Raw genomic sequence first — 24,159 nt, 5'->3', positions numbered from 1 at the left:
GCGGCGTCGATCTCCCTCGAAACGCCGCATCCGTTGCCTCGATCCGTCAGCCTAAAGCCGTTCCGGGTTATGTGAAATCAGGAAACAGCTTCAGTGGCTGATGAGCTTCTTCAGCTCGTCAATCTCGTCACGCAAGTTCGCGTCGCCAGCAATCACGCCCTCGATCTTGCGGATCGCATGCAGGACCGTGGTGTGGTCGCGGTTGCCAAAGCGGCGGCCGATCTCCGGCAGCGAGCGGTGGGTGAGCTGCTTCGCGAGATACATGCCGATCTGGCGCGGCCAGACCACCGAGCGATGGCGGCGCTGCGAGAGGAGATCGCCCCTCGAGACGCCGAAATGGCGCGAGACGATACGCAGAATATCCTCGATCTTGATGCGGCGCGGCTCCACGCCCTGGAACAGATCCCGCACCACCGTCTCGGCGATATCGGGCGTGATCGGAGCGCGCATGTGCTGCCACGTCAGATACAGGCGATTGACGGCGCCCTCGAGCTCGCGCCCGCTTTCGGTCAGCTTGCTGGCTAGAATATCCACCACCTCGCGCGAGAGCTCGAAGCTCGGATCCTGCGTGCGCTTCTCAGCCAGACGCTGGTCGAGCACGCGGCAGCGCAGCTCGTGATCAAAGGTGCCGATCTCGGCCACGAGACCGCGCTGCAGGCGCGAGCGCATGCGCTCGTTCAAGCGCTCGATCTGCGCCGGGTGACGCGCCGAGGCGACGACGACCTGGCGGCCACCATCAAGAAGCGCGTTGATGATGTGATCGAACTCCTGCTCGGTCTTCTCGCCCTGCATGAACTCGAGATCATCGATCAGGAGCATATTGATGCCGCGGAACTTCTCCTTGAAGGAGAGCGGATCCTGCGCGCGCAGCGCCTCGACGAACTGATAGCGGAAGCGCTCGGCCGTGAGATAGAGCACCTGCGCATTCTCGGCGCGCCGCTTCACTTCCCAGGCGATGGCCTGCAGGAGATGCGTCTTGCCGAGGCCCACAGACGAATAGAGATAGAGCGGATTGAACGCCGGGCTGTCGGTGAGCACGGTCTCGGCGACCTGCACCGCGCCGGCGTGGGCCATGCGGTTCGAGGATCCGACGACGAAGTTCTCGAAGGTGTGGTGCGGATCGAGGGGCGAACCCTCGAAGCCATCGACGCTTGTGCGCCCGGCGATGGGGCGAACGATCGGCGCGCGCAAGGGCTCGGCCTGGCCGGCCTGGCGCAGATCTCCGGCCTCGCGCGGAAGCTTCGCCGGCTCCTCGCGGACGATGCTGCGCGCGGGGGCCGCGCCGGGCTGGCGAACCGATACCTCCACGTGCTGCGCGGAATTGAACTCCACCCTGCAGCAGTGCAGGAGCTCATCCATGTAGTGAGACTGAATCCACTTGCGCAAAAACACGACAGGAACCGAGACGCTCACCGTCTTGCCGTCAAAACCATCGAACTCGAGCGCTTTGAACCAGCTCGTGTAGATGTCCTCGCCGAGGCGCGCGCGCAGCATGGCCCGCACCTTGGTTCCCTTGATCTCCCCAACGCCCACATCACCGACGCGTCCGTGATCGATGGCACCCTCGTGGGACGTCCGGCGCATGGTGTGCTCCGGCGTCGACAAAGATGGCTCCGCTTTCGAAATGGCTTGCATCGCTGTACCCCGCACTTGTTGCATCTGCCTCCGCAAGGCAGACAATTCATGGCTCCGCCCGTTCGCCCAAACGAACAGCGCCAACTCTTCAGACGTCCCTATCCTTGCCGCCAGGGCAGTCCGGCTGCTTTCCAGCCGGCCACCCGACCTCGCCTATGGGCGGCATCGAGAGGTCCCTCGAAGCCGTCCGCGACGTTACGGCAGCGCGTATAGCCGACGCCTGCCACTGCAGCGGCAGCCGACCGGCTGCGCGCCCCCGACCGGCAAAGGAAGAACAACTCAGCGTTCTTCGCTACACCGGTCTCATCGAGCAACGTGCTCAGCTTTTCCGCAAATCCCGGATCGACCCGGCCATCCGGAAAAGACTGCCACTCGATGGTCCAAGCGCGCCTGTTCAGCGCGCTGATGTCTGGTAGTCCAACAAACATCCATTCCGCTCGAGTCCGCACATCGATCAGAACGGAGCTGGCATCGGCCGCAAGACGGCTCCAAACTTCCGTAGCCGGCACATCCACTATGTCGACGCAGTCGGCCACTCTTGCCCTCAACCCAAACAACGCCAGCGAAGAACATTGTCCCGAACTGGCACAGTTCACAAAAGTAAAACCCAATAGCACTTCAGAGACGACAAAGAATATCCCGCGCACTCGAGCGAGAAGTCTTTTCACCTCGACGAAATACTGGAGGATTCCGGAGACGCTACACGACAAAACCTGGGCCAGGAGGGGAGGAATACTGACGCTTTACAGCTCGCCTCGCTCCCGCCGCGCTGACGAGGTCTCTTTTAACGGACCGGTAACCTCTTAGCAAGAGCGGCAGCGCGTGGAGAAAGTGCCCGCGACCGAGGGGACACGCCGTGGGCAGGAGGTGGAAAACTTGAGTCCTCTCCACAGGTCCAGTGAGGAACTTGTTTGGGGACAAAGCCAATTCGGAAAGGACGGGGCGCGCCCAAATCGAATTGCGGCGTCGCTGTGGCGAGGGCGGGGGAGGCGCTTTTTTGCTTGCCGGAGGAGGGCGGGTCGGAGCGCTCAGCGGCGACTGGATCGGACCACGCGCGCGGACGGCCACATAAATCCGTCACTTAAGAAGGTCGTGGGAGGGCCGGCGATTCCGCAAGCCGGCCTTCCCTGTAGCGAACAAGCCACACTCATTTGTCGATACGTCAGTTTTGTAAAAGAGCGTGGGAGAACTCGTCAGGCCATGGCCTTTACGCGCTGCGCGAGGCGCGAAACCTTCCGGCTAGCGGCCTTCTGGTGGATCACGCCCTTCTGGGCCGTGCGCACCAGGGCCGGCTCGGCGGCACGCAGAGCGGACACGGCGTCGTCCTTGTTGCCGGAGGCGATCGCCTCCTCAACCTTGCGAACACTGGTCCGCATCGCCGAGCGGCGGCTCTTGTTGACCTCGGTACGACGCACCATCTGGCGCGTCGCTTTCTTCGCCGACTTGGTATTGGCCATTCAGGCTTTCCTTTTCTCCTGGAGGACACCCTTGCGGGGTGCTCCGTGACATTGTCGTGGCTTTATAGAGCCGCGACCTTGTTGACATTCCGTCTGCGCCCCGCACGATTGCCCCTGGTCCGACCGTTACGGATGAAGCATAGCCTCGAGCGCAAGCTCAAATGCATCAACCGCCCGAAACCTGCGTTTCGAGCGGATCTTGGTGAGAGCCGATGACCTAACCGGCCGAATGGCCGGGGACGGCAGGGCCCGGTGGCCCCGTCTATAACTGCGCGAGCCGCCTGCGGTCAACGGATTTGGCCAGGAATTCGGGCCGCAGAGGCCCTGCCGGCGGTCAGGCCGTCTTCCATTTTATCGAACAGCCGAGCGATGGGATCTGCTCGGATGGCCCACGCCCCGTCTCGGCAACGGTCCGCATAGCCTCGAACAGCTCCCGGCGCGCGCCCGGAGGGGCCGGATTGCGGCCGCTGGCATCGAGCCGCCCGCGGTACTGAAGCTCGAGGTCACGGTTAAAGCCGAAAAAGTCCGGAGTGCAGACCGCGCCATAGCGGCGCGCCACGTCCTGGCTCTCATCGTAAAGATAGGGGAAGGGGAAGGCATGGGCGCGGGCCACCTCGGCCATGCGCTCGAAGCTATCTTCCGGATAGGTGATAACGTCGTTCGAGGAGATGGCGACCGTGGCGACGCCGAGCGCCGCCAAGTCGTTCGCATCCCGCACGATGCGGTCGAGCACGGCCTGCACATACGGGCAATGGTTGCAGATGAACACCACCAGCGTGCCGTTTGGCCCTCGAAGGTCCTCGAGGGCATAGACCTTGCCGTCGGTGGCCGGCAGGCGAAAGGCCGGGGCCTTCCAGCCGAAGTCACAAATGGGCGTGGATTCCGCCATTCCGATATCTCCCTTCCGTGACAAACAAGGCTGCGATCACGCGCCGAGGCGTTCGAAGACCAACCCATCATTGCCGGTGAATACGTGCGCGCGGGCACTCGCCTCGGCAGGATCACCAGTGGTCAGAAACGTGCAGCGCGGGGCGTCGGCAGCTTCTCCCTTGTAGCGCGGATGGCGCGCGAGGTAGTCCTCCAGGCTGTCAGCCACGATCTCGGGCTGAGAGAGGATCCGCGTCTGAGGCGGCAGATGGCGCCGGAATAGGTGCTCGACAAGGGGAAAGTGCGTGCAGCCGAGGATGGCGCGGTGGGGAGCCTCGCCGCCGGCTTGGGCCATCGCACCCGCAATGCCCGCCTCGACGAGGCGCTCGAGTTCCGCTTCGGGCGTCCCCTCCTCGATGGCGCCTGCTAGTTCCGAGCAAACCTGCTGCACAACGGTGACCTTCGGACAGCGCTTTCCGATCTCCTCCGCATACACGTTCGAGGCGACGGTGCGCGTGGTGCCGAACACGGCGATGCGATCGGTCAAAAACTTCTGCGGATACTGCGGCGTGGTGACGGCCCAAGGTGTCTGCGTTGCAGCCTCGACGGTGGGCGCGACGATGCCGAGAACGTTGTGGCCACGCTCCTGCCAGGGAGACGCAGGCAGCCACGCCGTTTGAAGGCGCCGGGCCGCGACGGCGGTGGCGGTGTTGCAGCCGAGAAGGACCAGCCCGCAGCCGAGCCCGAAGAGCTGCTCAACCGCGGCACGCGTCAGCTCGACGATCTCGTCGGATGGACGGTCGCCATAGGGGACGTGCGCGTGGTCGCCGAGGTAGGTGAATGCGACTTCAGGAAATCGCCGCCGCAGCGCGGCAAGAACCGTCAGCCCCCCAAGGCCCGAATCGAAGACGCCAATCATGGGGCCCTTGTTTGCGCGGCCGAGGCTGCTGCGTCAATCGCAGGTGGGCGGCGGACTAGAGCATTTTCCGTTCGCTTACGCTCACTGCAAATTCTCTAGTTGCTTGTTTGAGCGAGCATCTTCACCCATTCGGGCGATGCCGCCCGAATGGGATCTGCTCTAGAGCCGTTCCGGTTTTAAGTGGGACCGGGGAACGGCTCCAAGCTTTTGTTTCTTCGTGCTTCTTATCGGAAAAGCGGTTTCCACTTTTCCGGAAGCACTCTATTCCGCCGCCTCCGACGGGGTGCGGCCACCGGCAGTGGCGGCCGCTTCCTGATCGGCAGTCTTCAGCGCGTCGAGGCTCGGCATAGAGATAGTGCTGTAGCCGCAATCAACGAAATGCACTTCGCCCGTCACCGCGCCCGAGAGGTCCGAAAGGAGATACAGCGCCGATCCGCCGACGTCGTTCAAGCTCGGCGTACGGCGCAGCGGCGCGTGCTCTTTCTGGAAGTTGAAGATCACGCGGGCGTCCGATACGCCGGCGCCCGAAAGCGTGCGCATGGGACCGGCCGACAGCGCATTGACGCGGATGTTCTGGGGGCCGAGGTCGGCCGCGAGATAGCGCACGGAGGCTTCGAGCGCCGCCTTGGCGACACCCATGACGTTGTAGGAGGGAACCGAGCGCGTGGCGCCGCCGTAGCTCAGCGTCAGGAGCGAGCCGCCGTTCGGCATCAGCGCCATGGCGCGCTGCGCGATCTCCGTGAACGAGAAGCACGAGATCACCATGGTGTTGGTGAAGTTGTCGCGCGTCGTGTTCACGTAGCGCCCCGCAAGCTCGCGCGGGTCGGAAAAGGCGAGTGCGTGCACGACGAAATCGAGACTGCCCCACACCTCCTTGATGCGCGCGAAAACATTGTCGACCGTCGCAAGGTCAAGGACGTTCACCGGCTCGATGATCTCGGCCCCGATCGACTGGGCCAGCGGAACCGCACGGCGACCGAAGGCTCCATCCTGGTAGCTGAACGCGAGCTTTGCTCCGTGCCCATGAAGGGCGCGCGCGATGCCCCAGGCGATCGAGCGGTCGTTGGCGACGCCCATGATCAGGCCGCGCTTTCCGGCCATCAGCGGTCCGGGGTTGGTGACGTCAAAATCGGCCATCGGAGACCTCACACTTGCACCAAATCTGCGGCCGGTTTCAAACCAGCCGCGTCCTTTTTCGAAAACCTTCATAACGAGACGTCTCCGCGCGGTCACATGACCTTACGGCGCGGGAGCTTGCAACACCTCAGCCATCATATCGGTTAAAGATAAGGGTGGCATTTGTTCCACCGAAGCCGAAGCTATTCGACATGACACTGTTAAGCTCTATGTTGTCGATGCGACTGCGAACGATCGGCATGTCATCGAATGCAGGATCGAGCTCCTCGATGTTCGCGCTTTCACAGAGGAATCCGTTGTTCATCATGAGCAGCGAGAAGATGCTCTCCTGCACGCCGATGGCGCCGAGAGAGTGCCCCGTGAGGGACTTGGTGGCGGAGATCTTGGGAATCTCCTGGCCCGCAAATACCTCGCGGATCGCCTCGATCTCCTTCTGATCGCCCACCGGGGTCGCCGTCGCGTGGGGATTGATATAGTCGACCTTGCCGACGCCGCGACCATTGAAGCCCTGCATGGCGAGACGCATGCAGCGCACCGCGCCCTCTCCCGAGGGCGCCACCATGTCATGGCCGTCGGACGTGGCGCCGTACCCCGTAATCTCGCCGTAGATCCGCGCGCCGCGTGCCTTTGCCCGCTCCAGCTCCTCGAGCACCAAGACGCCGGCGCCGCCGGCGATGACGAAGCCATCCCGGTTCTTGTCGTAGGCGCGGCTCGCCTTGCCTGGCGTATCATTGAAGCGCGAGGACATGGCGCCCATGGCATCGAACAGCACCGACAGCGTCCAGTCGAGTTCCTCGCAGCCGCCGGCGAACATGATGTCCTGCTTGCCCCACTGGATCAGCTCCGCCGCATTGCCGATGCAATGGGACGACGTAGCGCAGGCCGACGAGATCGAATAGTTGAGGCCCTTGATCTGGAAGCTGGTGGCGAGGGCGGCCGAGGGGCCCGAGCACATGGCCTTCGGCACTTCGAAGGGGCCGACCTTCTTCGGATCCCTCTCGCGCGTGGTGTCGGCGGCCCTGACGATGGCGCGCGTCGACGGACCACCCGAGCCCATGATGATACCGGTGCGCTCGTTCACCACTTCGTCGGGGGCAAGGCCCGAATCGCGGATCGCTTGATCCATGGCGATGTAGTTCCAGCCGACGCCGGTCTCCATGAAGCGCTTCGGCTTGCGCGGCACCTGCGCTTCCCAGTCGAGCTGCGGATCGCCGTGCACTTGGCAGCGGAAGCCGAGCTCGGCATATTTCTCCGCCCGCACGATGCCGGACTTGCCCTCTCTGAGGGAGGCGAGCACCTCCTGGGTCGTGTTTCCAATCGAGGAAACAATTCCCATGCCGGTGACGACCACACGTCTCATCGACAACCCCTTCCTCGCCCGCCTGCAGTGATCCAGAATGCCATCCCGATCGCGATGATCAGGCGGCGGGGGCATCCCCCGCCTCGAAAAGACCGACGCGAAGATCGGTCGCAGTGTAGATGACCTCGCCGTCCGCCTTCATCACACCATCTGCGATCGCAAGCTTGAGGCGGCGCAGAATCACACGCTTCATATCCACCACATACTCGACCTTCTTGACCGAGGGGAGCACCATGCCGGTGAACTTCACCTCGCCAACGCCGAGCGCCCGGCCGCGGCCCGGAGCCCCGAGCCAGCCGAGAAAGAAGCCGGTGAGCTGCCACAGGGCATCGAGCCCGAGGCAGCCCGGCATCACCGGATCGCCCTGGAAATGGCAATCGAAGAACCAATCCAACCTGTCGTTGCCTGCGACGGCAAGCTCCGCCACGACCTGCCCCTTCTCATGCGCCCCCTGCGTGTCGGAAATATGCGCGATGCGGTCGAACATCAACATGGGGGGCAGGGGGAGCTGCGCGTTGCCGGGCCCGAACAGCTCGCCACGGCCGCAGGCCAGCAAATCTTCGAAATCATAGCTAGAACGGCGCTCGGCCATCGGTCAGCTTGGTCCCTCTATTCCGCGCCGGCCGTAGCCGACGCTCGTAACGCTGCGGACAGCAGGATGCAGTGCTTTCAACGTCCGGAGGCGCCTGCCGGTGGCCGTGGACCGCGTTGTCCTAGCATATCCGTCAGCCGTTCAAACGATAATCAGGGAGACCGTCAAGTCGCGGCTTGGAAAAGGTGACGGTTTGTCCAGCGTCCAGCGCCCCCGATCGCCCGTTTCACCGCGCAGAACGCCGCAGAAACCGCCGCGGATGGGGCCAGGCCACGGGTTGCAGCGGATGCAGGCTGCTCGTATACTGACGCAACTGGATAATTCGGCTTCCGCCGCACGAAGATCCCTGGATCGATCACGGCGGCGAAGCTTTATGGGCCGGCATGCGGAAATGAGCGACGAAGTTTTCGACGATCTCAGCGCTACAGAAGACAGCCTCCTTCAGTCCGCCATCGCGGACCGCCTGCGGGCGGCAGGCCTGCGCCCGACGCGCCAGCGCGTGGCGCTTGGCATGCTGCTCTTCGGCGAGGAGGATCGCCACGTCTCGGCAGAGATCCTGCATGCGGAAGCACTGATGGCCGGCGAGCAGGTGTCGCTCGCGACGGTTTACAACACCTTGCACCAGTTCACCGGAGCCGGACTCCTGCGGGAGCTCGCCATCGACGGTGGCAAAGCCTATTTCGACACCAACACGTCGAACCACAATCATTTCTTCATCGAGGCCGAGAGCATGCTGATGGACATCCCCGGCGATTCGATTCGCGTGGATGGCCTGCCGGAACCGCCCGAAGGCATGCGGGTCAGCCATATCGACGTGGTCGTCCGCTTGGTTCCGAAGAGCAAGTAACCGCGAGCTTCCACTCTCTCGTTCCGCATGCTCGCCACGGCGAGCCCGTCGCCGTAGCGCGGTTGCGCTCTACTTGACGATCTCGTTCTCGTACACGCCCCAAAGCTGCTTCTGCGGCATGTAACCGCGGAAGCGGTCGATGGAGACGCTGCACCAGCGCCCATCGCAGGAGTGGACGTTAGCGATGACACCCGCTTCAACGATGGCAACCGCTCGCGCACGCTCGCTGTCGCTGTTGCGCACGGGAAGCTGGGGCGCCTGCTGGCCGGACTTTAGATCCCAGGGCGTAACAAGCGCCGTGCGCCGCCCGGAGAGAAGCGACTGCAGAACCCATCCGGTCGCACCTTCCGAATCGCGAACCTGGCGCCATGCCTCAAACTCGCCGATCACCTCCATCGGCAAGCCAGCCCGGCGGTAGACCCATGAGGTCGGGTAGTCGGTGCCCGGCCCAGCGCGGAGGTTCACCCGGTCCGCCTTGAGGCTGACGAACCGCGGCAGCGGCAAGCCGCTCGCCGTCCCCTTAGACGCTGCGGGGGCCTTCGTCGCGGCACCCGACCCCGCCTTGGCTCCGGGAACGGCGCCGAGGCAGACCGCAAGCAGGGCGAGAACCATCCACGGCTCCGCGCTTCGACATCTCGATCGTCTATCGGGTTTTTGCACGTCCCCCCGTCCGCACTTTCCTTGCCCGCGAACACAATCCATCACTTTGTCACCGGCCTGACCTTCTGTTAGACACAGCCAAGATCCTGGATCACGCCTCGTGGAAAAAATATGCCCAACTCTCCGCAGAAGCCCATCGTCGTCGTCACCCGCAAGCTGCCGGATGTCGTCGAGGCCCGGATGCGAGAGCTGTTCGACGCTAGGCTGAATAGCGACGACACGCCGATGACGCAGGCCGAACTCGCCGAGGCGGCCCGGATCGCCGACGTCCTGGTCCCGACTGTCACCGACCGCATCGATCGGGCCGTCATCGCCCAGGCGGGGCCACGGCTCAGGCTAATCGCGAACTTCGGTACGGGCGTGGACAATATAGACCTCGACACGGCGCGCAACCGCGCGATCACCGTGACCAACACGCCGGGCGTGCTGACCGAGGACACCGCAGACATGACGATGGCGCTGATCCTCGCCGTGCCGCGCCGGCTGCCGGAAGGTGCAGCCTACCTCAAGGATGCGAAGAACAAGTGGGCCGGATGGTCGCCCACGTGGATGCTGGGACGGCGCATCTTCGGCAAGCGGCTCGGCATCGTCGGCATGGGGCGCATTGGCCGTGCGGTGGCGCAGCGCGCCAAGGCGTTCGGCTTGCAGATCCACTATCATAATCGGAAGCGCGTCGCGCCTGATGTCGAGGCCGCCCTTGAGGCCACGTACTGGGAAAGCCTCGACCAGATGCTCTCGCGCATGGACATCGTATCGGTCAATTGCCCGCACACGCCCGCAACGTACCATCTGCTTTCGGCGCGGCGGCTGAAGCTCCTCAAGCCGACAGCCTACATCGTCAACACGTCGCGCGGGGAAGTGATCGACGAGAACGAGCTTGCGCGCCTCATCGAAGCCGGAGCGATCGCAGGGGCCGGGCTCGACGTTTTCGAGTACGAGCCCGCCGTCAACCCGAAGCTCCTCGCTTCCGAGCGGGTTGTGGCGCTTCCGCACATGAGCAGCGCGACGGTCGAAGGGCGCATCGACATGGGCGAGAAGGTGATCATCAACATCAAGACGTTTCTCGACGGGCACGCGCCGCCGGACAAAGTGCATCCGGCGATGTTCTAGAGCCGCTCCGGTTTAGGCGGCATCGGGGAACGGCTCTAAATTTTTGATTCGTCGTGCTCCTTCTCGGACATTCAGCTTGCATGGCTCCGCCACGACCGGTTCCCGATTTCCGGAAGCATTCTAGGTTTCGGCAGCCACGGTCGCCACGCCGGCCTCGTGCACGGAAAGATCGAGAATCGTAGGGACGTGGCCCGTCAGGGCGTTGTCGGGATCCCAGGCGACGCGCACGGTTTCGAACCGCCCGCCTTTGGCATCGTAGAGCACTAGGCGGCCGGCAAGGCCCTCGCCGAAGCCTGTGATCTCCTTGATGACCTCCGTGGCCTGGAGGGTGCCGATCACGCCCACGACGGAGCCGAGAACGCCGACCTCCGAGCAGTTCGCTACGAGGCCCGGCGGGGGGGCATCGGGAAAAACACAACGGTAGCTCGGATAAGGCGTGCCGTCCGGCATGGTCATGAACGGTTTCAGCGTGGTGATGTAGCCGTCGAAGGGGCCGATCGCGGCGTGCACCAGTGGCCGATGCGCGAAATAGCAGGCATCCGAGACGAGGTAGCGCGTGGCAAAGTTGTCGGTGCCGTCGGCCACGATGTCGAAGCGGGAGATGATGTCCAACGCATTGCTGGCGTCGAGCCGGAAGTCGAAGGTTTCGACCGCGACATGCGGGTTGAGCTTCGCAAGCGTGTCGCGCGCGCTCTCCACTTTGAGCCTGCCCACGGCATCGGTGACGTGCACGATCTGGCGCTGCAGATTGTCGAGCGAGACATGATCGTCATCGATAACGCCGAGCGTGCCGACGCCGGCCGCGGCAAGATAGAGCAACATGGGGCTCCCGAGGCCGCCGGCGCCAACGATAAGGACGCGCGCCGCCTTGAGCTTTGCCTGCCCCTGGCCGCCGATATCGTGCAGAACCAAGTGGCGCTTGTAGCGCTCGATTTCCTCAGGCGTGAGTGTCATCGCATTGGCTTTCGTGACGGAGCCGTGACGGTTCAGGTGGATCCGGAACGGCCTAGAGCCGTTCCGATTTAAGTGGAATCGGGGAACGGCTCTAAGTTTTTGTTTCTTCGTGCTTCTTTCCGGAAAACCCGTTCCCACTTTTGCGGAAGCACTCTAGGCTCTCGTTGGATCGTGCGCCGCGGGTAGACTTATGCCGCGCAGCCGCCAGCGGCGCACGGTCAGCCGGGGTTCCTGCCGGTCAGGGCTGCCGAGCCAGCGGACTTTCCGGCTTCCGTCCGAGTGATGGCCGGGGCCGTCCACGAACCCTCGAGCTTGAACGCTTTCCGGGCCGCCGCCGCAGCGGCGTTTGCGGCCGTGCCCCCGGCGCCAGGCGCCGGGTCAAACGACACTATGAGATCGAGCAGGCCTTTGTCGATATCAACCTGCCCGGCCGCCGTTACGAGGCGATTGTCGCCGGTCGCAGCCTTGACGTCGTCGGCTGCCACGATGCCGCGATCGACGGTGAGACGGGCAGCGAGGCGGCTCAACGAGGTGGTGCTTGCGCCTACGTCTCCCCAACCCGCAGACGGCGCGACCGAGGCCGGCTCTGCCGGCGCAAGCGCATCGAGATCCAAGCCGATGCGGACACCATCGTCGATATCAAGTGCGAGCTTGCCGGACAGCGATTTCGCAAGCTCGCTCGCACTCGATCCGGACGCGGAGAGATCGAGCTGAATGTCGCCACGCCCCTCGATCGCCGACGGCCCGAGACGCGATGCCACGGCCGCCAGATCCATGTCTCTCAGCTCGGCGCGGATCGTGTAGCGCGGGCTGCGGCCGGTTGCGTCGACCGTGAACTGGGCCTCGCCGCGCCCGCCCTGCTCGAGCTCAAGCTCGGCGAGCTCCCCATAAAGCTTGCCATCGCGGACCGATAGGCTGGCCGCGGCCCGCCCCAGGCGGTCGGAGCCGCTCGTCACGCTGGCCGTGGAGAGGCGGATATCGGCGTCCATGCCGTGTAGGAGCGACGGTGCCGACGGATCGGCGGGGAAACGGCTCGCTATCCAATCCCACACGAGAGCGAGCGCATAGGAGCGCGATGGGGAAACGTAGGGCGTGACATCGAACGAAGAGAAAGCCAGCGTGCCCTCGATGGCCGGTCGCTCGGCGCCGAGCTTCACCATCAGCGTTCCGGTCGCCTTGTTTCCGTCGAGGGTGAACTCGGCGTGCTCGAACGAGGCCGATCGCTCGTCGAGCACCAGGCGGCCGCGCGCCGCGAACGGCCCTAACCCCTGGGCTGGCGGCCACGACATGCCGAGCCATGCAGCGAAGCCGCGCAGATCGTCGACAGACAGGGTGGCGTTGTCGGCCGTGAGGCGCGGACGCTCCCCGAGTGCCAGCATTCCATCGAAAGACAGCGACGTTCCTTCGCCCGTCGCAGCCGCGCGAAGCCGGAGCGGCGCGTCCTCATTGCCGGATGGCGGCCGGGCAAACGCCAGATCAACATCGAAGCTGCGGCCGCGATATTCGATCTGGCCCCTGGCGGTGACGAGGCCGCCGCGCCCAGGCGTCATTTCCATATTGACCAAGGACACGGTCTCATGCGGCCCGTCGCCTGCACTTATGGCGAGGGCACTGTCCAGAATCGTAAGCCTGCGGAATTTGAAGCCTGCGAGAGCGGTCGCTATCGGGCGCAGATCCTCGGGCGGCGCGGCAACGGGGGACGATTCTGAACCTCCCGTGCGATCGACGACGAGATGCGCACCGTCGAGAACGAGGTCAGCGTCCGCGCCCGCCGTCAGAGCCCGCAGAAGCTGCCCTCTATGAGACGCGTCGTTCGATGTATCGACGAGCGCGATCGTTCCTCGTTCGAGCATCAGCAAGGACGACCCGCCCAAGGGGATGGGCGCTGTGACCGCGATACTTTCATGCGAGCTTGCACGCACGAAGGCGCCGGGGATGGGCTCGCCCTTGCGCGCGCCGATCAGCACCGGAGCCACCAACGCGGCGCCGATCGCAGCGACCAGCGCGACCGCTACGAGCCAAGGCCGACGCCTGTCATCATTGCCGGTCATCAAGCCGATGCCCCGCACCTGGACACTCTTGCGTGAGAAATCCCACCAACTGCGCCGATCATCCCCGAGATCCGCGTGCTTCCCCTTTTAGGGAGCGCGCGCTTTCCCTGCAACTCATCGCGAGGCTCAGGCGCCCCGACAGAGTGACGAAAAAACCTGCTGCGTCAGATCTCTACGCCCTCGCCCCCAAACACTTTTCGTCCGAACAGAGACGAATTGCGGGCGAGACACGCGTTCCGTCGCCGTACATCACACGAGACGGCGATAAGACGGCCTAATTTCGGCGACAAGGAGACGGTGGCCGCGAAGCAGGTCTCTCGGCAGCACCGGCGAAATCCCTCGCGCCACGCGCGCGGAGCGAGGGATCTGATCTCAATCAATCAAGCGCGAAACGTACCTGCTCCGGCTCGTGCCCCGGCAGGGTCAAAGAGACGACGACAGTCGTCCCCTTGCCGGCATTGAAGCCGCCTGAGCCCTTGAGAGCGTTACCGCCGGCCGGCTCCAGAGCGACTTTCTCCACCTTGCCGTCCGCCAGGACGGTGGCCGATGCCTGGGCCGCGCTTGCATCCTCCGGCGCGCCGCTTTCGTCCGTCACGTACAGTTTGATGGTGTCCCCTTTGGCGACGAGCTCCAGATGATGGTGGCCACTATGCTCGACAATGCCGCCATGCTTGGCGCTGTGGTCGTGGGCGTGCTCGCCGTCCGCAGCCAGGGCGACGCCACCGCCTATGACGAGCGCGGCGAGGCCAACAACAAGGGTTCGGATCATCGTGTCTCCTTTCGATTGATTGCATCAGAAGGCTTCGGCGTGAACGGATTGCGCGCGCTCCCGGCACAGACGCTCCAGCGGCTTTCTTCCGAAAAGCAGGAACAGGACGGGCGTGAGGAACGCATCGAGAAGCGTGGCCGAGAAGAGGCCGCCGAAAATGGTGATGGCCACCGGGTGCAGGATCTCTTTGCCGGGCTCGTCGGCGCCGATCATCAGCGGCATCAGTGCGATACCGGCCGCAAGCGCCGTCATCAGCACTGGTGTCAGCCGCTCGAGCGTGCCGCGGATGACCAGCTTGCGCCCGAAGCGTTCGCCTTCAAAGAGCATCAGATTGATGTAATGACTGATCTTTAGGATGCCGTTGCGGGTGGCGATGCCAGTGAGTGTGATGAAGCCGATGGCACTCGCAACCGAGAACGGCTGACCGGCGATGATGAGCGCCGCTACGCTGCCGATCAGTGCAAGAGGCACGTTGCCCATAATGATGAGGGCGAGTGCGGTGGACCGGTAGCGCGTGTACAGCACGACGAAGATCAGCGCCAGCGAGACGACCGATAGCAGCGCGATCAGGCGCGAGGCCTCCTCCTGGGCCTGGAACTGGCCTTCGAGGCGCGTGAAATAGCCTTGCGGCAAGGGTGCCGTGGCGATCTCGGCGCGAACGGCCTCGATGATGCGCGCCATGTCGGACCCGTCCGTGTTGGCGAGCACCGCGATGCGGCGGCGGCCGTTCTCACGCAGGATCTGGTTCGGGCCGTCGGTCTCGATGACGTCGGCGACGTTCCTGAGCGGAATGCGACCTGCTGGACTCTCGATCAGCATATCGCCGAGCGCGCGCGTGGTGCGGTCGGAATCTGAGAGACGCAACACGACGTCGAAGCGCTTCTGCTGATCGACGATCTCGGAGACTACGCGGCCATTGGACAACGTCTCGAGGGTTTGCGTGATCGTGCTCGGGTTGAGCCCGTAACGTTTCGCCCGCTCGTAATCGACGCGCACCTGCAGCTCGGGGATGCGAACCTGGCGCTCGGTCTGAAGATCGACGATGCCGGGAACACGACGCAGGCGCGTTTCGAGATCGGCGGCAAGGGAACGCAAGGCGTCATAATCGTCGCCGTAGATCTTGAGCGCAATCTGGGCGCGGACGCCGGAGAGCATGTGGTCGAGGCGGTGGGCGATCGGCTGGCCGACCGTGATGGAGGCGGGCAGCACCGCAAGACGCGCGCGGATATCCGACAGAACCTCTTCCCGGCTGCGCTCCGAGCGCACGAGATCCACATCGAGCTCGCTCACGTGCACGCCCTCGGCATGCTCATCGAGCTCCGCACGTCCCGTGCGGCGTCCGACGGAGCGCACCTCGGGCACTTTCGCGATCAGGCTTTCGGCGACGCGGCCGATGCGGTCCGACTCTGCAAGGCTGATGCCCGGCTGGAGGGAGACCGAGACCAGAACAGTTCCCTCGTTGAAAGCGGGGAGGAACGAGCGCGGCAGCATTACACCGGCGACGAGCGCGGCCATGACGGCCACGACCGGCATGCCAACGACGAAGAGCGGCCGCTCAAAGCACCATTCGAGGCCGCGCTTCTGCCAGCGCTTCAGAACGCGAACGATCGGGCTTTCGCGCTCGGCCAGATGCTTCATGCGCGGCAGGAGCCAATAGGCGAGCACCGGCGTCACGGTCATGGAGACGAGCAGGCTCGCGAGAATGGAAACGACAAAGGCGATGCCAAGCGGCGCGAACAAGCGGCCCTCGATGCCGGAAAGCGCGAACAGAGGAAGGAATACCAGCACGATGATCGCCGTCGCGTAGAGGATGCCGGTGCGGACCTCGATCGAGGCATCCGCCACGACCTCCTGCGTCGTGCGTGGGTCGCGCCCTCTCGCCAGGCGATGGAGGCCGAGGCGGCGATAGATGTTCTCAACATCGACCACCGCGTCATCGACCAGGGCGCCGATGGCGATGGCGATGCCGCCCAGCGTCATGGTGTTGATGGAAAGCCCCATGAACTGAAAGACGATAACGGTCATCAAAACCGAAAGAGGAATGGCGAGAAGAGAGATGAACGTCGTCTGCCAGTTGAGAAGGAACGCGAAGAGGACGATGGCAACGACGAGCAGTGCCTCGACCAGCACACGCTGGACGTTGGCGGTGGAGGTCTCGATGAATGTCGCCTGCCGGAATTGCACGTCTGTCACGCGTACGCCGTCCGGCATCACGCGCTGCAGCTCCGGCAACATGCGCTCGATCTCGTGCGTGATGGTGACGGTGTCGGCATCGGGCTGCTTCTGGACTCCGAGGATCACCGCCGGCTTGCCGTTGAATCCTGCGTCGCCCCGCTTGGTGCGAGCCGCGAAATCCACATCCGCCACCTGACTCAGCGTCACCGCCTGCCCCGCGCGGTAGGCAACGACGAGGTTCCGCAAATCCTCAATGCGCGAGGAGCGGGCGATGTTGCGGATCAGGAACTCACGCGTCTTCTGATCGACGAAGCCACCGCCGGTGTTGACGCCGAAGGACCTGATGGCGCTCTCGATGGCTTCGAAGCCGATGTCGAGACCCGCCATGCGGCGCGGATCGGGGACGACGCGGTATTGGCGCACTTCGCCGCCGATCGGGATCACCTGCGAGACACCGGGCACGGTCAGAAGCTGCGGGCGCACGGTAAAGTCCGCGATCTCGCGCAGCTGCATCGGATCGACCGCGCCTGCATCTGCGCTCGTGGACGGCGCCTCGGACGACAGCGCAATCAGCATGATCTCGCCCATGACGGATGAGATCGGGCCCATCTGCGCCGTAACGCTTGGCGGAAGCTGCTCACGGACGAGTTGCAGGCGTTCGGCAACCTGCTGGCGTGCCCGGTAGATTTCGGCCGACCAGTCGAACTCGACGTAGACGATCGAGAGGCCCACGCCGGACACCGAGCGCACGCGCGTGACGCCGGCCATGCCGTTCATGGCGGTTTCGATGGGGAAGGTAACGAGCTGCTCGACCTCCTCCGGCGCGAGCCCTTCGGCCTCCGTCATCAGCGTCACGGTCGGGCGATTGAGATCGGGAAACACATCGACCGGCAAGCGGGCCAGCGTGACCAAGCCGTAGACGCTGACGGCGATCGCGGCGATGAGCACCAGGAGGCGATTGGCGAGGCTGGCGCGAACGATGGCATTGAACATCGATGTATCCTTAGCGAGCGTTCACTCTTGAGCGCCGCATGTGTCTGCGAGATCGGGTTTTGGCTTCGAAGCGACGCTCATGATCAGCGCACCTGATTGATCAGCTCGGCCGCCTGGATCACGATCCGATCGCCCTCGGCGAGGCCCGCAGACACCAGGGCCCGCTCGCCATCGAGAGGGACGGTGCGGACAGGCCGCGGTGCAAAACGCTCCGGTGCGACCTTGATCCAGACCTGGGGCAAGCCGCTCGGCGCGCGCACGATCGCGGCGTCCGGAACGACGATGCCTTTTACATGCTCGCCATGACGGGCCAGCACCTTGACCGTGCGGCCGATGCCCAACGAGGCATGAGGCTCCTCGACGCGGAACAGAAGCGGCAGCGCCTGCTGGCGCAAGGCGGGCGCGCGCCCGACGAAGGTCAGCGGAATCGTATGGCCATCGGCGTCGAGCGCCGTGGCCTCGGTGACGGGGCTCTCGTCATCGGTGCCCGGAATGCCGATGGCCTCGATCCAGAGTCGCTTGGGATCGACAATCTCGAAGAGCGTGTCGCGGGCGGAGACGACCTGGCCGGCGCGGACAGTGGCAACCGAGATGATGCCGGAGACCGGCGCCTTGAGCGCCATGCGCTCGGCCGACTTCGGCTCGAGCACGCGCTTCTGCTCACGCAGGGATTCGATCTCCGTTCTCGTGTCATCGATCTCCCGCTGCGGGATGTAGTCGCCCGAGATGCGGGTCAGCCGGGCGAGCTTCTGCTCGGCAATGCGCAGCTTGCCCTCGACTTCAGCGGTGGCCTGCTGCAGCGAGCCCCGGTCGTAGACCGGCATGGCGGGTGCAAGCAGCGCCAGCACGTCGCCCGCCTTCACGACCTGTCCGACATAGGACACGCCACCTGCGGCAAGCTCGATCTGACCTTCCATCGGGGCCTGCACACGCCCCTCGTGCGCCGGATCGGCGACCACGGTGCCGACAAGCTCGCTTGCTGGCTGCGTGGTCTCGAACACCGCCGGCGCGGTGCGGACCGCGAGCAAGCGCTGCGTCGCCTTGGGCAGGAACACGTCTCCGCTCGGGAGCTTGGCGGGCGCGCTGCCCGGTGCCGCGGGCGGCGCGGCGGGCCCATGGTCGTGCCCCTCGTGCGCAAAGGATCGCTCAGGGAGCACCGCAACGGAAAGCGCGGCAATCAGCACGATCTCCGCCGCGCCTTTCAGGGTTCGGGGAAGCGATGCAGCAGGCGGTTCCGCAATATCGTCCGGCGGCAGGGCAAGGGGGCGGAACGCGAAGCCGAGAAAGAAGCCGCCCAGGCCGAGTGCGAACGCCAGGAGCCAAAGCTCATACCGGCTGGCAAGAGCCAGCCATCCGGACGCAGCGGCGTCATCGGCCTCAGCGGCGCCGTCCGGAACGACCAGCATTCCGGCCAGGAGATCGGCCGCGTCGCCGGCCATGACAACGAAGGTCAAGGGCCAGGTGCCCGGCTCATGGACCCAGTCGGCCTCGATCTCGTAGACGCCGTCGCCGATCTCCGTGGCTGCCGTTTGCGGCACGCCTTCGCCCATCACATCGATCTTCGCACCCTCGATCGGCGCATTGGTCGCGCGGTCGTCAAGATAGATCGTGAGCGTGTGCTCCTTTGCAGTCGCGACGAGTTCCAGTGCCGAGCCTTCGGCAGTCAAACTTGGCATAACCGGCGCGGCCGAGGCAGCGGGCTCATCGTGAGAGTGGCCGTCATCGCCATGGGCGTAAGCCGGCGCCGAAAGCGCAGCAAGGCCGAGCATCAGCGCGCTCACGGCTCTGAGGATGGAATACGTCATAAGTGCGCCTCGCGGCTGGAGGGGTTGCCTCGTGCGCGGAGCGGGGATGACTGAAGGCGCCGCTCGGCGCATACGATACGAGCCGTGGACGCATGAGGTTGCGCCGCTGCTGGCTCGTGAGGCCGCTTCGCTGCCTGGACGTGATTTGCTAGCCCAAAGCGCAATTGGCGGCCTTGGCCTCATATTCGGCATGGGGATGCCGAGAGGCCGATCAGGCGATGGCGCAGGGAGGGCGGTAAAGAGGTGAGGCGAGCTGGCCGGCCGGTATGTGGGAGGTGGCGACCGGAACGGACATGCGTTCGGGGGAGAGCTTCAGAGCGAGATCCGCGGCGGGGACTGCATAAGAGCAGCAGCTGTGCACATGGATCTGGGCGCATAGGCTGCATTGCGACGCTGGATCATCATCATGCTCGGCGGCGCCGACCATGGCGGGGGCATCGCCATCCGCGTGGTGGTGTAGGCCGTGATCGTGCGCCGCGTGAACGCCGTGCTCATCCGCTTCGAAAGGCGCAAGCCCTGCCGCATAGGCGCTCACGCCACCGGCTGCAAGCAGAACGGCGATCATGAGAGCGTTTAGAACCTGGCGGGCCAAGTGGCGCATGATCAAAGAGAAACCCGAAGATTCGCAGGCGGTCAAGCCGCTGAGTAACGGCTGTTGTGTCAGAAAGATGTGGCGGCGTGATGGTCGCTCAGTCGAGCATCGCCGCCATGGCGGGGGTGAGATGCTCGGTGAGCCGGCCCTCCTCTACCCGCACGAAGCGGGCTGCGATGCGATTGGCCGCGGCAAACGCCGGTCCCTTTTCCGGGCCCAGCACCGTGAGCGCCGTGGCGAGGGCGTCCGCGGTCATGCAGTCTTCGGACGCGACGGTGACCGAGACGAGATCGTGCCTCACGGGGGCCCCGGCGCGCGGATCGAGCGTGTGCTGGTAGCGGCGGCCCTCGACGTCGAAGTAGCGGCGCTCATCCCCGGAGGTTGCGACTGATAGGCCCGCCAAGGCCAGGATCGTCACTGGCAGCGCACCTGCGGCGCGCGAGGAGCGCGGGCGCTCAAGCTCCACCCACCACGGCGTTCCATCCGGCTTCACGCCTTCGCCCCGCAGCTCGCCGCCGATCTCCACGAGCAGATGGCCGACACCCTGGCCGCGAAGTGCGCGCACGACCTCATCCACCGCGAAGCCCTTGGCGATCGATGACAGATCGAGCTCAAGCCCGCCCGGCTGGAGGGCGCTTCCCGTTGCACGGTCGAGCGTCACCCGGTGCCAGCCGCCGCGCTCCCGAGCCTCGCACACCGCCTCGGCCGCGGGAAGCACGCGGTTCGCCGGTGCAGGCCCGAACCCCCAGAGATTGACTGCGGCTCCGACCGTCGGATCGTAAGCGCCATCGGTGCGCTCCGCCCAATGGAGGGCCGCCGACAACACTTTGAAGAAGCCATCGGGCAGGCGATGCCACGTCCCAGCAGGAGCGGTGTTGAAACGCGTGATGTGGGAACCGGGCTCCCAGGGGCTCATCTCGTCGATAACGCGCGCCAGCACCTCCTCGATGACGCGTGCGAGCGGTGCGATATCCGTGCCGGCGGGAACGGCAAGGCGGGCGGACCATGTGGTGCCCATGGTCTCGCCGCCGAGTTCCTTGACGATCAACGTGCGCAGCAGAGCGAGCCGAGGGGGCGGCGCGATACGAAGGGGTATCAGAACCCGCCGCTCGGCCGCTGCAGAACTCAATGGCCCTCCGCTCACCGCGCGCTCCTTCACTCCGGCAGAACCTCAAGGGTCGCGGCGTAGCCGGCGCGGCGCTCCTTGGCTTCCTTCAGCGTCGCCTTGTCGTCGTTGACATTGGCTTCCAGCCAGTACATGCCGGCTTCCGGCCACGTGTACTTGAACACGCCGTCGTCGCCCGTCGTTACCGTCGTATCGCCGAGCTGGTTCCTGTAGCGGATGCCGCCGCGTACAATCTCGACCTTCACGCCCGCCGCGGGCTTTCCATCGAGCAGCAGCCGGAACTCCGCCTCGTCGTTCGCAACGAGATCGTTCGGGTGCGTGATCGGCTCGAGCTCAAGGCCCTTGCCCGTGGGCTTCAAGGCCGCTTCGTCCGGATTGCCGGCGGTGACGAACGTCTCGAGCCGCCGGGCGCTCTCGGTGACGACAAGATCGGTTGCATCCGCCGGGATCTCCTTGGCGAGCCCGTCCGCGCGGCCGCGCCAACGCTTCTGCTCGCCATTCACCTTGTAGCGGGCGAACACGCCGTCCATGACCAGCGCTACGCGATAGGTTCCGGGCGCCTTCAGCGCAACGTCGAATGAGCTGCGGTACTTGCCGGTGCTCGCGTTCTCGGGCTTGACCTCGGAACCATCCGGCGCGGTGATCACGAGATTGTCGAGGCGCAGCGGACGGTGATCGAAATAGAAGAGATCGTTGGAGGCCGCGGCGTCGATGGTGACGGCGAGATCGTCCTTTCCGGAGAGCACGGTCGAGGACGGGAGCAGCCAAGCCTTGTGCGCGCTGGCCGGGACCGCGAGGGAGCCCACGAGTACGAGGGCGGCGGCGGTGCGAAGCAGAGACGTCTTCATGGATATTCTCCTCGATCGGTTCACGGCTTGACGTTGACGGCGACGCTGCCGAGCTCATGCTCGCCCTTGGCGGCGGCCGTTGCGCCCTTCTCGGGCGGCCATTGCAGCGGGATGCGCACGACCTCGCGCCCGCCGACCTCTCGGGCGGCCTCGACGATCAGCTCGTACTGGCCGGCGGCGAGATCCTTGAGCGCGGGGTGAGAGGCGTCGAGCTTCACGTCATGCGTGCCGGGCGCGCGTGTGGCGCTGGTCAGACCGTCGGCGGGGACGGTCAGCGTGCGCCCCGTGCGGCGCCACCACTGGCGCAAATCCTTCAGCCACTTGTCGCCTTCCTTCTTGGCGTTGGCGACGTCGTACCAGACGGCCAGATTGGCAGCGACCTTCTTGTCGGGCCCTTCGAGCCAGACGGCGACGTAGGGGCGATGGTACTCGGCGACGTCGAGCTTCGGGATCTCGATCGAGATCTCCATCTCGGCCGCAAAAGCCGGAGCTGCCAGGAGCCCGGTGAGGCCGACCGTTAGAAGTATGCGCATGTATCACCCTCGCTGGTGGATTGGATGTCAGTGAATGAGGAAGACGGCGAGCAGCACGGGAAGGCCGAGGCCGAGACCGACGAGCGGCCATGTGGATTTGCGGCTCTTGGCGTACATCTGCAGCAGCAGAAGACCAGTGACGCAGAAGACGATGCTGCACAGCGCGAAGAGGTCGATGAAGAGGCTCCACGCCGCGCCGGTGTGACGGCCCTTGTGAAGGTCGTTGAGATAGGAGACCCAGCCGCGGTCGGTCCGCTCATAGGTCACGGCGCCGCTGTCGCGTTCGATGGAGATCCAGGCGTCGCCGCCCGGGCGCGGCAGGGAGACGTAGGCTTCGCTCTCTGACCATTCCGCCTCGCGGCCGGCGACATCGATGCCGACGGCATCGGATACGGCCCGGGCGATGTTTTCGGGAACAGGCGCGCGACCGGTGGCGGGGGCTTCCGACAAAGCGGAAACCGCAGCCTCGCCAAGGGTCGCTTCGTTTGTGGTGACCTGGGGCTTAGCCTCGATGACCGACGAATGGTTGAGCGTGATGCCGGTGACGGCGAACAGCAGCATCGAGACTAGGCTGATGGCGCCGCTGATCCAGTGCCACTGGCGAAGCTGGCGCATCCATTGCGCGCGGCGGTTCGCCTGGGCAGCGCGCTCGGCGGCAAAGTCGCGGACGTTGACGTTCACGTGAGGCTCCCCCCTTCTTTGTCTACCGCGTGGGCCAGATGCCTAAGCTCGGCGAGCGTATGCGCGCGCAGCATGTCCAACGCCTCGGCGCGAAAATCTTCGGGCGCGTGCGCCAAAGACGCGCGGAACCATCGAATTCCGTCGCTGACGCGCCCGTCTGCGACAAGATGGCGTCCGTAGTGGAACTGGCCGCGGAAGCAGCCCCGCTCCGCCGCCCACCGATACCACAACACCGCCGAGCGCCGCTGCCGGCGCGGCAGGCTGGACGCTTCGCGGAAGCGGCCGATCATATTCATGGCCTTGGGGTTGCCCCGTCTCGCCGAGCGCACGAGCAGGGCCAACGCCTGTCGCTCGTCGTAGGGCACGCCGCGACCCTGGGCGTACAGACTAGCCAGGTTAAACTCGCCCCAAGCGTGCCCCTTGTCGGCGGCCCGGCGATACCACTCGGCCGCTTCCCTGTCATCGGGTGGAACACCCCAGCCGATCTCATGGCAGCGCCCGACCATGTTGAGCGCTTCCGGGTCGCCGCTGCGGGCAGCGATGGTGAACCAGCGAAATGCCGCCTCCGCATCGCGCGCCACACCATGGCCATGCAGCAAGCAGCGCGCCCAGCCGATCTGGGCATCGACGGAGCCTTCCACGGCCCGGCGGCGGAGCTCGTCAGGCGGGATCTCGGGCGGCGGCGCAGCGCGATCGAGGACGCGGACATAGAGCGTGCGGAACGCCAGGCCTTCGGCCACGGCGAGCTCAAAGTCATCCTCGATCCTGATATCGGTGTTCATCCGGTGGTCGCACAGGCTCTCGGCCGCATGGCACCCCGCCGCGGCGGGGAGAGATCAGCAATATTGACCTAAAATTTCAAGATATATGTGTGTCGGTCTCGCTGCGGGCCGGTGCAGACAAGAAGAAGGGCGCAAAATGCGCCCTTCTTCTGTCCGTGGATGGATGGACGTAGCGGCTTAGAACGCGTTCCGATTTAAGTGGAAACCGGGAACGGTTCTAAGCTTTTGTCCGATCGTGCTTCTCTTCGAGAAACCAGTGCCCACTT

22 protein-coding genes are annotated in these 24,159 nt (G+C 64.9%); 2 read left to right on the top strand and 20 right to left on the bottom strand.

The genetic code is table 11. From position 1 onward, the window contains the following. Positions 1-90: 90 nt before the first annotated feature. The 8 genes from dnaA to fabA all read right to left on the bottom strand — a co-directional run bounded on the left by dnaA (position 91) and on the right by fabA (position 7,967). Positions 91-1,584, bottom strand: a complete 1,494-nt coding sequence (gene dnaA / locus V7P99_RS01905; protein WP_333793130.1) for a chromosomal replication initiator protein DnaA — start codon at positions 1,582-1,584, stop codon at positions 91-93. A gap of 149 nt (positions 1,585-1,733) precedes the next feature. Continuing rightward, positions 1,734-2,171: a rhodanese-like domain-containing protein gene (locus V7P99_RS01900; protein WP_333793129.1), complete on the bottom strand. Its 438-nt coding sequence runs from the start codon at positions 2,169-2,171 to the stop codon at positions 1,734-1,736. A 657-nt stretch (positions 2,172-2,828) separates the two neighbouring features. After that, entirely contained in the window at positions 2,829-3,092 is a 264-nt protein-coding gene (gene rpsT / locus V7P99_RS01895; RefSeq protein ID WP_333793128.1) for a 30S ribosomal protein S20, read from the bottom strand. A 334-nt stretch (positions 3,093-3,426) separates the two neighbouring features. Next, complete coding sequence (locus V7P99_RS01890) at positions 3,427-3,981, bottom strand: thioredoxin family protein (protein ID WP_333793127.1); 555 nt, start codon at positions 3,979-3,981, stop codon at positions 3,427-3,429. Positions 3,982-4,017: 36 nt separating this feature from the next. Then, positions 4,018-4,878, bottom strand: coding sequence for a glutamate racemase (locus tag V7P99_RS01885; protein WP_333793126.1), 861 nt, complete (start codon positions 4,876-4,878; stop codon positions 4,018-4,020). 261 nt (positions 4,879-5,139) lie between these two features. Beyond that, the gene (locus V7P99_RS01880) at positions 5,140-6,015 is read right to left on the bottom strand and encodes an SDR family oxidoreductase (RefSeq protein WP_333793125.1); all 876 of its coding nucleotides are present in this window, start codon (positions 6,013-6,015) and stop codon (positions 5,140-5,142) included. Between the two features lie 127 nt (positions 6,016-6,142). Next, positions 6,143-7,375 carry a beta-ketoacyl-ACP synthase I gene (gene fabB / locus V7P99_RS01875; protein ID WP_333793124.1) on the bottom strand — a complete coding sequence of 411 codons (1,233 nt, stop codon included), beginning with the start codon at positions 7,373-7,375 and terminating at the stop codon, positions 6,143-6,145. 58 nt (positions 7,376-7,433) lie between these two features. After that, entirely contained in the window at positions 7,434-7,967 is a 534-nt protein-coding gene (gene fabA / locus V7P99_RS01870; protein WP_333793123.1) for a 3-hydroxyacyl-[acyl-carrier-protein] dehydratase FabA, read from the bottom strand. A gap of 391 nt (positions 7,968-8,358) precedes the next feature. Here fabA and irrA point away from each other — a divergent pair, with 391 nt between their 5' ends. Next, a complete protein-coding gene (gene irrA / locus V7P99_RS01865) occupies positions 8,359-8,814 on the top strand; it encodes an iron response transcriptional regulator IrrA (protein ID WP_333793122.1) in 456 nt (151 codons plus the stop codon). Positions 8,815-8,883: 69 nt separating this feature from the next. Here the strand turns inward: irrA and V7P99_RS01860 are convergent, their stop codons facing one another. Beyond that, positions 8,884-9,426, bottom strand: a complete 543-nt coding sequence (locus V7P99_RS01860) for an SH3 domain-containing protein (RefSeq protein ID WP_333793121.1) — start codon at positions 9,424-9,426, stop codon at positions 8,884-8,886. Between the two features lie 159 nt (positions 9,427-9,585). Here V7P99_RS01860 and V7P99_RS01855 point away from each other — a divergent pair, with 159 nt between their 5' ends. After that, positions 9,586-10,584, top strand: a complete 999-nt coding sequence (locus V7P99_RS01855; protein WP_333793120.1) for a 2-hydroxyacid dehydrogenase — start codon at positions 9,586-9,588, stop codon at positions 10,582-10,584. A gap of 120 nt (positions 10,585-10,704) precedes the next feature. Here the strand turns inward: V7P99_RS01855 and V7P99_RS01850 are convergent, their stop codons facing one another. From V7P99_RS01850 to V7P99_RS01800, 11 genes are all read right to left on the bottom strand, one after another. Beyond that, entirely contained in the window at positions 10,705-11,538 is an 834-nt protein-coding gene (locus V7P99_RS01850; protein WP_333793119.1) for a HesA/MoeB/ThiF family protein, read from the bottom strand. Between the two features lie 218 nt (positions 11,539-11,756). Further along, positions 11,757-13,589 (bottom strand): AsmA family protein, encoded by a 1,833-nt coding sequence (locus V7P99_RS01845; RefSeq protein WP_333793118.1) that lies wholly within the window; start codon positions 13,587-13,589, stop codon positions 11,757-11,759. A gap of 376 nt (positions 13,590-13,965) precedes the next feature. Next, positions 13,966-14,358: a hypothetical protein gene (locus V7P99_RS01840; RefSeq protein WP_333793117.1), complete on the bottom strand. Its 393-nt coding sequence runs from the start codon at positions 14,356-14,358 to the stop codon at positions 13,966-13,968. A 24-nt stretch (positions 14,359-14,382) separates the two neighbouring features. After that, positions 14,383-17,526 (bottom strand): efflux RND transporter permease subunit, encoded by a 3,144-nt coding sequence (locus V7P99_RS01835; protein WP_333793116.1) that lies wholly within the window; start codon positions 17,524-17,526, stop codon positions 14,383-14,385. 83 nt (positions 17,527-17,609) lie between these two features. Beyond that, on the bottom strand, positions 17,610-19,331 hold the full coding sequence (locus V7P99_RS01830) for an HlyD family efflux transporter periplasmic adaptor subunit (protein ID WP_333793115.1): 1,722 nt from the start codon (positions 19,329-19,331) through the stop codon (positions 17,610-17,612). Between the two features lie 211 nt (positions 19,332-19,542). Beyond that, positions 19,543-19,896 carry a hypothetical protein gene (locus V7P99_RS01825; protein ID WP_333793114.1) on the bottom strand — a complete coding sequence of 118 codons (354 nt, stop codon included), beginning with the start codon at positions 19,894-19,896 and terminating at the stop codon, positions 19,543-19,545. A gap of 124 nt (positions 19,897-20,020) precedes the next feature. Beyond that, complete coding sequence (locus V7P99_RS01820; protein ID WP_333793113.1) at positions 20,021-21,052, bottom strand: FAD:protein FMN transferase; 1,032 nt, start codon at positions 21,050-21,052, stop codon at positions 20,021-20,023. Positions 21,053-21,078: 26 nt separating this feature from the next. Beyond that, the gene (locus tag V7P99_RS01815; protein ID WP_333793112.1) at positions 21,079-21,897 is read right to left on the bottom strand and encodes a DUF4198 domain-containing protein; all 819 of its coding nucleotides are present in this window, start codon (positions 21,895-21,897) and stop codon (positions 21,079-21,081) included. 20 nt (positions 21,898-21,917) lie between these two features. Next, the gene (locus V7P99_RS01810) at positions 21,918-22,430 is read right to left on the bottom strand and encodes a DUF2271 domain-containing protein (RefSeq protein ID WP_333793111.1); all 513 of its coding nucleotides are present in this window, start codon (positions 22,428-22,430) and stop codon (positions 21,918-21,920) included. A gap of 27 nt (positions 22,431-22,457) precedes the next feature. After that, the gene (locus V7P99_RS01805; RefSeq protein WP_333793110.1) at positions 22,458-23,111 is read right to left on the bottom strand and encodes a PepSY-associated TM helix domain-containing protein; all 654 of its coding nucleotides are present in this window, start codon (positions 23,109-23,111) and stop codon (positions 22,458-22,460) included. Next, on the bottom strand, positions 23,108-23,893 hold the full coding sequence (locus V7P99_RS01800) for a tetratricopeptide repeat protein (protein ID WP_333793109.1): 786 nt from the start codon (positions 23,891-23,893) through the stop codon (positions 23,108-23,110). The genes V7P99_RS01805 and V7P99_RS01800 overlap by 4 nt, the downstream gene beginning before the upstream one ends. Positions 23,894-24,159 lie beyond the last annotated feature (266 nt).

Origin of the sequence: Hyphomicrobium sp. (assembly GCF_036780825.1) — a bacterium.
Taxonomy (GTDB): domain Bacteria; phylum Pseudomonadota; class Alphaproteobacteria; order Rhizobiales; family Hyphomicrobiaceae; genus Hyphomicrobium_C.
The sequence above is the reverse complement of the archived record's forward strand: the minus strand, read 5'-3'. Positions and strand labels throughout refer to the sequence as shown.

Excerpts from the sequence above, each read along its gene's own strand:
- V7P99_RS01835 (WP_333793116.1), bottom strand. The coding sequence starts at position 17,526 with ATGTTCAATGCCATCGTTCGCGCCAGCCTCGCCAATCGCCTCCTGGTG.
- V7P99_RS01845 (WP_333793118.1), bottom strand. The coding sequence starts at position 13,589 with ATGACCGGCAATGATGACAGGCGTCGGCCTTGGCTCGTAGCGGTCGCG.
- V7P99_RS01850 (WP_333793119.1), bottom strand. The coding sequence starts at position 11,538 with ATGACACTCACGCCTGAGGAAATCGAGCGCTACAAGCGCCACTTGGTT.
- V7P99_RS01825 (WP_333793114.1), bottom strand. The coding sequence starts at position 19,896 with ATGATCGCCGTTCTGCTTGCAGCCGGTGGCGTGAGCGCCTATGCGGCA.
- irrA (WP_333793122.1), top strand. The coding sequence starts at position 8,359 with ATGAGCGACGAAGTTTTCGACGATCTCAGCGCTACAGAAGACAGCCTC.
- V7P99_RS01815 (WP_333793112.1), bottom strand. The coding sequence starts at position 21,897 with ATGAAGACGTCTCTGCTTCGCACCGCCGCCGCCCTCGTACTCGTGGGC.
- V7P99_RS01880 (WP_333793125.1), bottom strand. The coding sequence starts at position 6,015 with ATGGCCGATTTTGACGTCACCAACCCCGGACCGCTGATGGCCGGAAAG.
- dnaA (WP_333793130.1), bottom strand. The coding sequence starts at position 1,584 with ATGCGCCGGACGTCCCACGAGGGTGCCATCGATCACGGACGCGTCGGT.
- V7P99_RS01885 (WP_333793126.1), bottom strand. The coding sequence starts at position 4,878 with ATGATTGGCGTCTTCGATTCGGGCCTTGGGGGGCTGACGGTTCTTGCC.
- V7P99_RS01840 (WP_333793117.1), bottom strand. The coding sequence starts at position 14,358 with ATGATCCGAACCCTTGTTGTTGGCCTCGCCGCGCTCGTCATAGGCGGT.
- V7P99_RS01800 (WP_333793109.1), bottom strand. The coding sequence starts at position 23,893 with ATGAACACCGATATCAGGATCGAGGATGACTTTGAGCTCGCCGTGGCC.
- V7P99_RS01855 (WP_333793120.1), top strand. The coding sequence starts at position 9,586 with ATGCCCAACTCTCCGCAGAAGCCCATCGTCGTCGTCACCCGCAAGCTG.
- V7P99_RS01810 (WP_333793111.1), bottom strand. The coding sequence starts at position 22,430 with ATGCGCATACTTCTAACGGTCGGCCTCACCGGGCTCCTGGCAGCTCCG.
- rpsT (WP_333793128.1), bottom strand. The coding sequence starts at position 3,092 with ATGGCCAATACCAAGTCGGCGAAGAAAGCGACGCGCCAGATGGTGCGT.
- fabB (WP_333793124.1), bottom strand. The coding sequence starts at position 7,375 with ATGAGACGTGTGGTCGTCACCGGCATGGGAATTGTTTCCTCGATTGGA.
- V7P99_RS01860 (WP_333793121.1), bottom strand. The coding sequence starts at position 9,426 with ATGGTTCTCGCCCTGCTTGCGGTCTGCCTCGGCGCCGTTCCCGGAGCC.
- fabA (WP_333793123.1), bottom strand. The coding sequence starts at position 7,967 with ATGGCCGAGCGCCGTTCTAGCTATGATTTCGAAGATTTGCTGGCCTGC.
- V7P99_RS01890 (WP_333793127.1), bottom strand. The coding sequence starts at position 3,981 with ATGGCGGAATCCACGCCCATTTGTGACTTCGGCTGGAAGGCCCCGGCC.
- V7P99_RS01830 (WP_333793115.1), bottom strand. The coding sequence starts at position 19,331 with ATGACGTATTCCATCCTCAGAGCCGTGAGCGCGCTGATGCTCGGCCTT.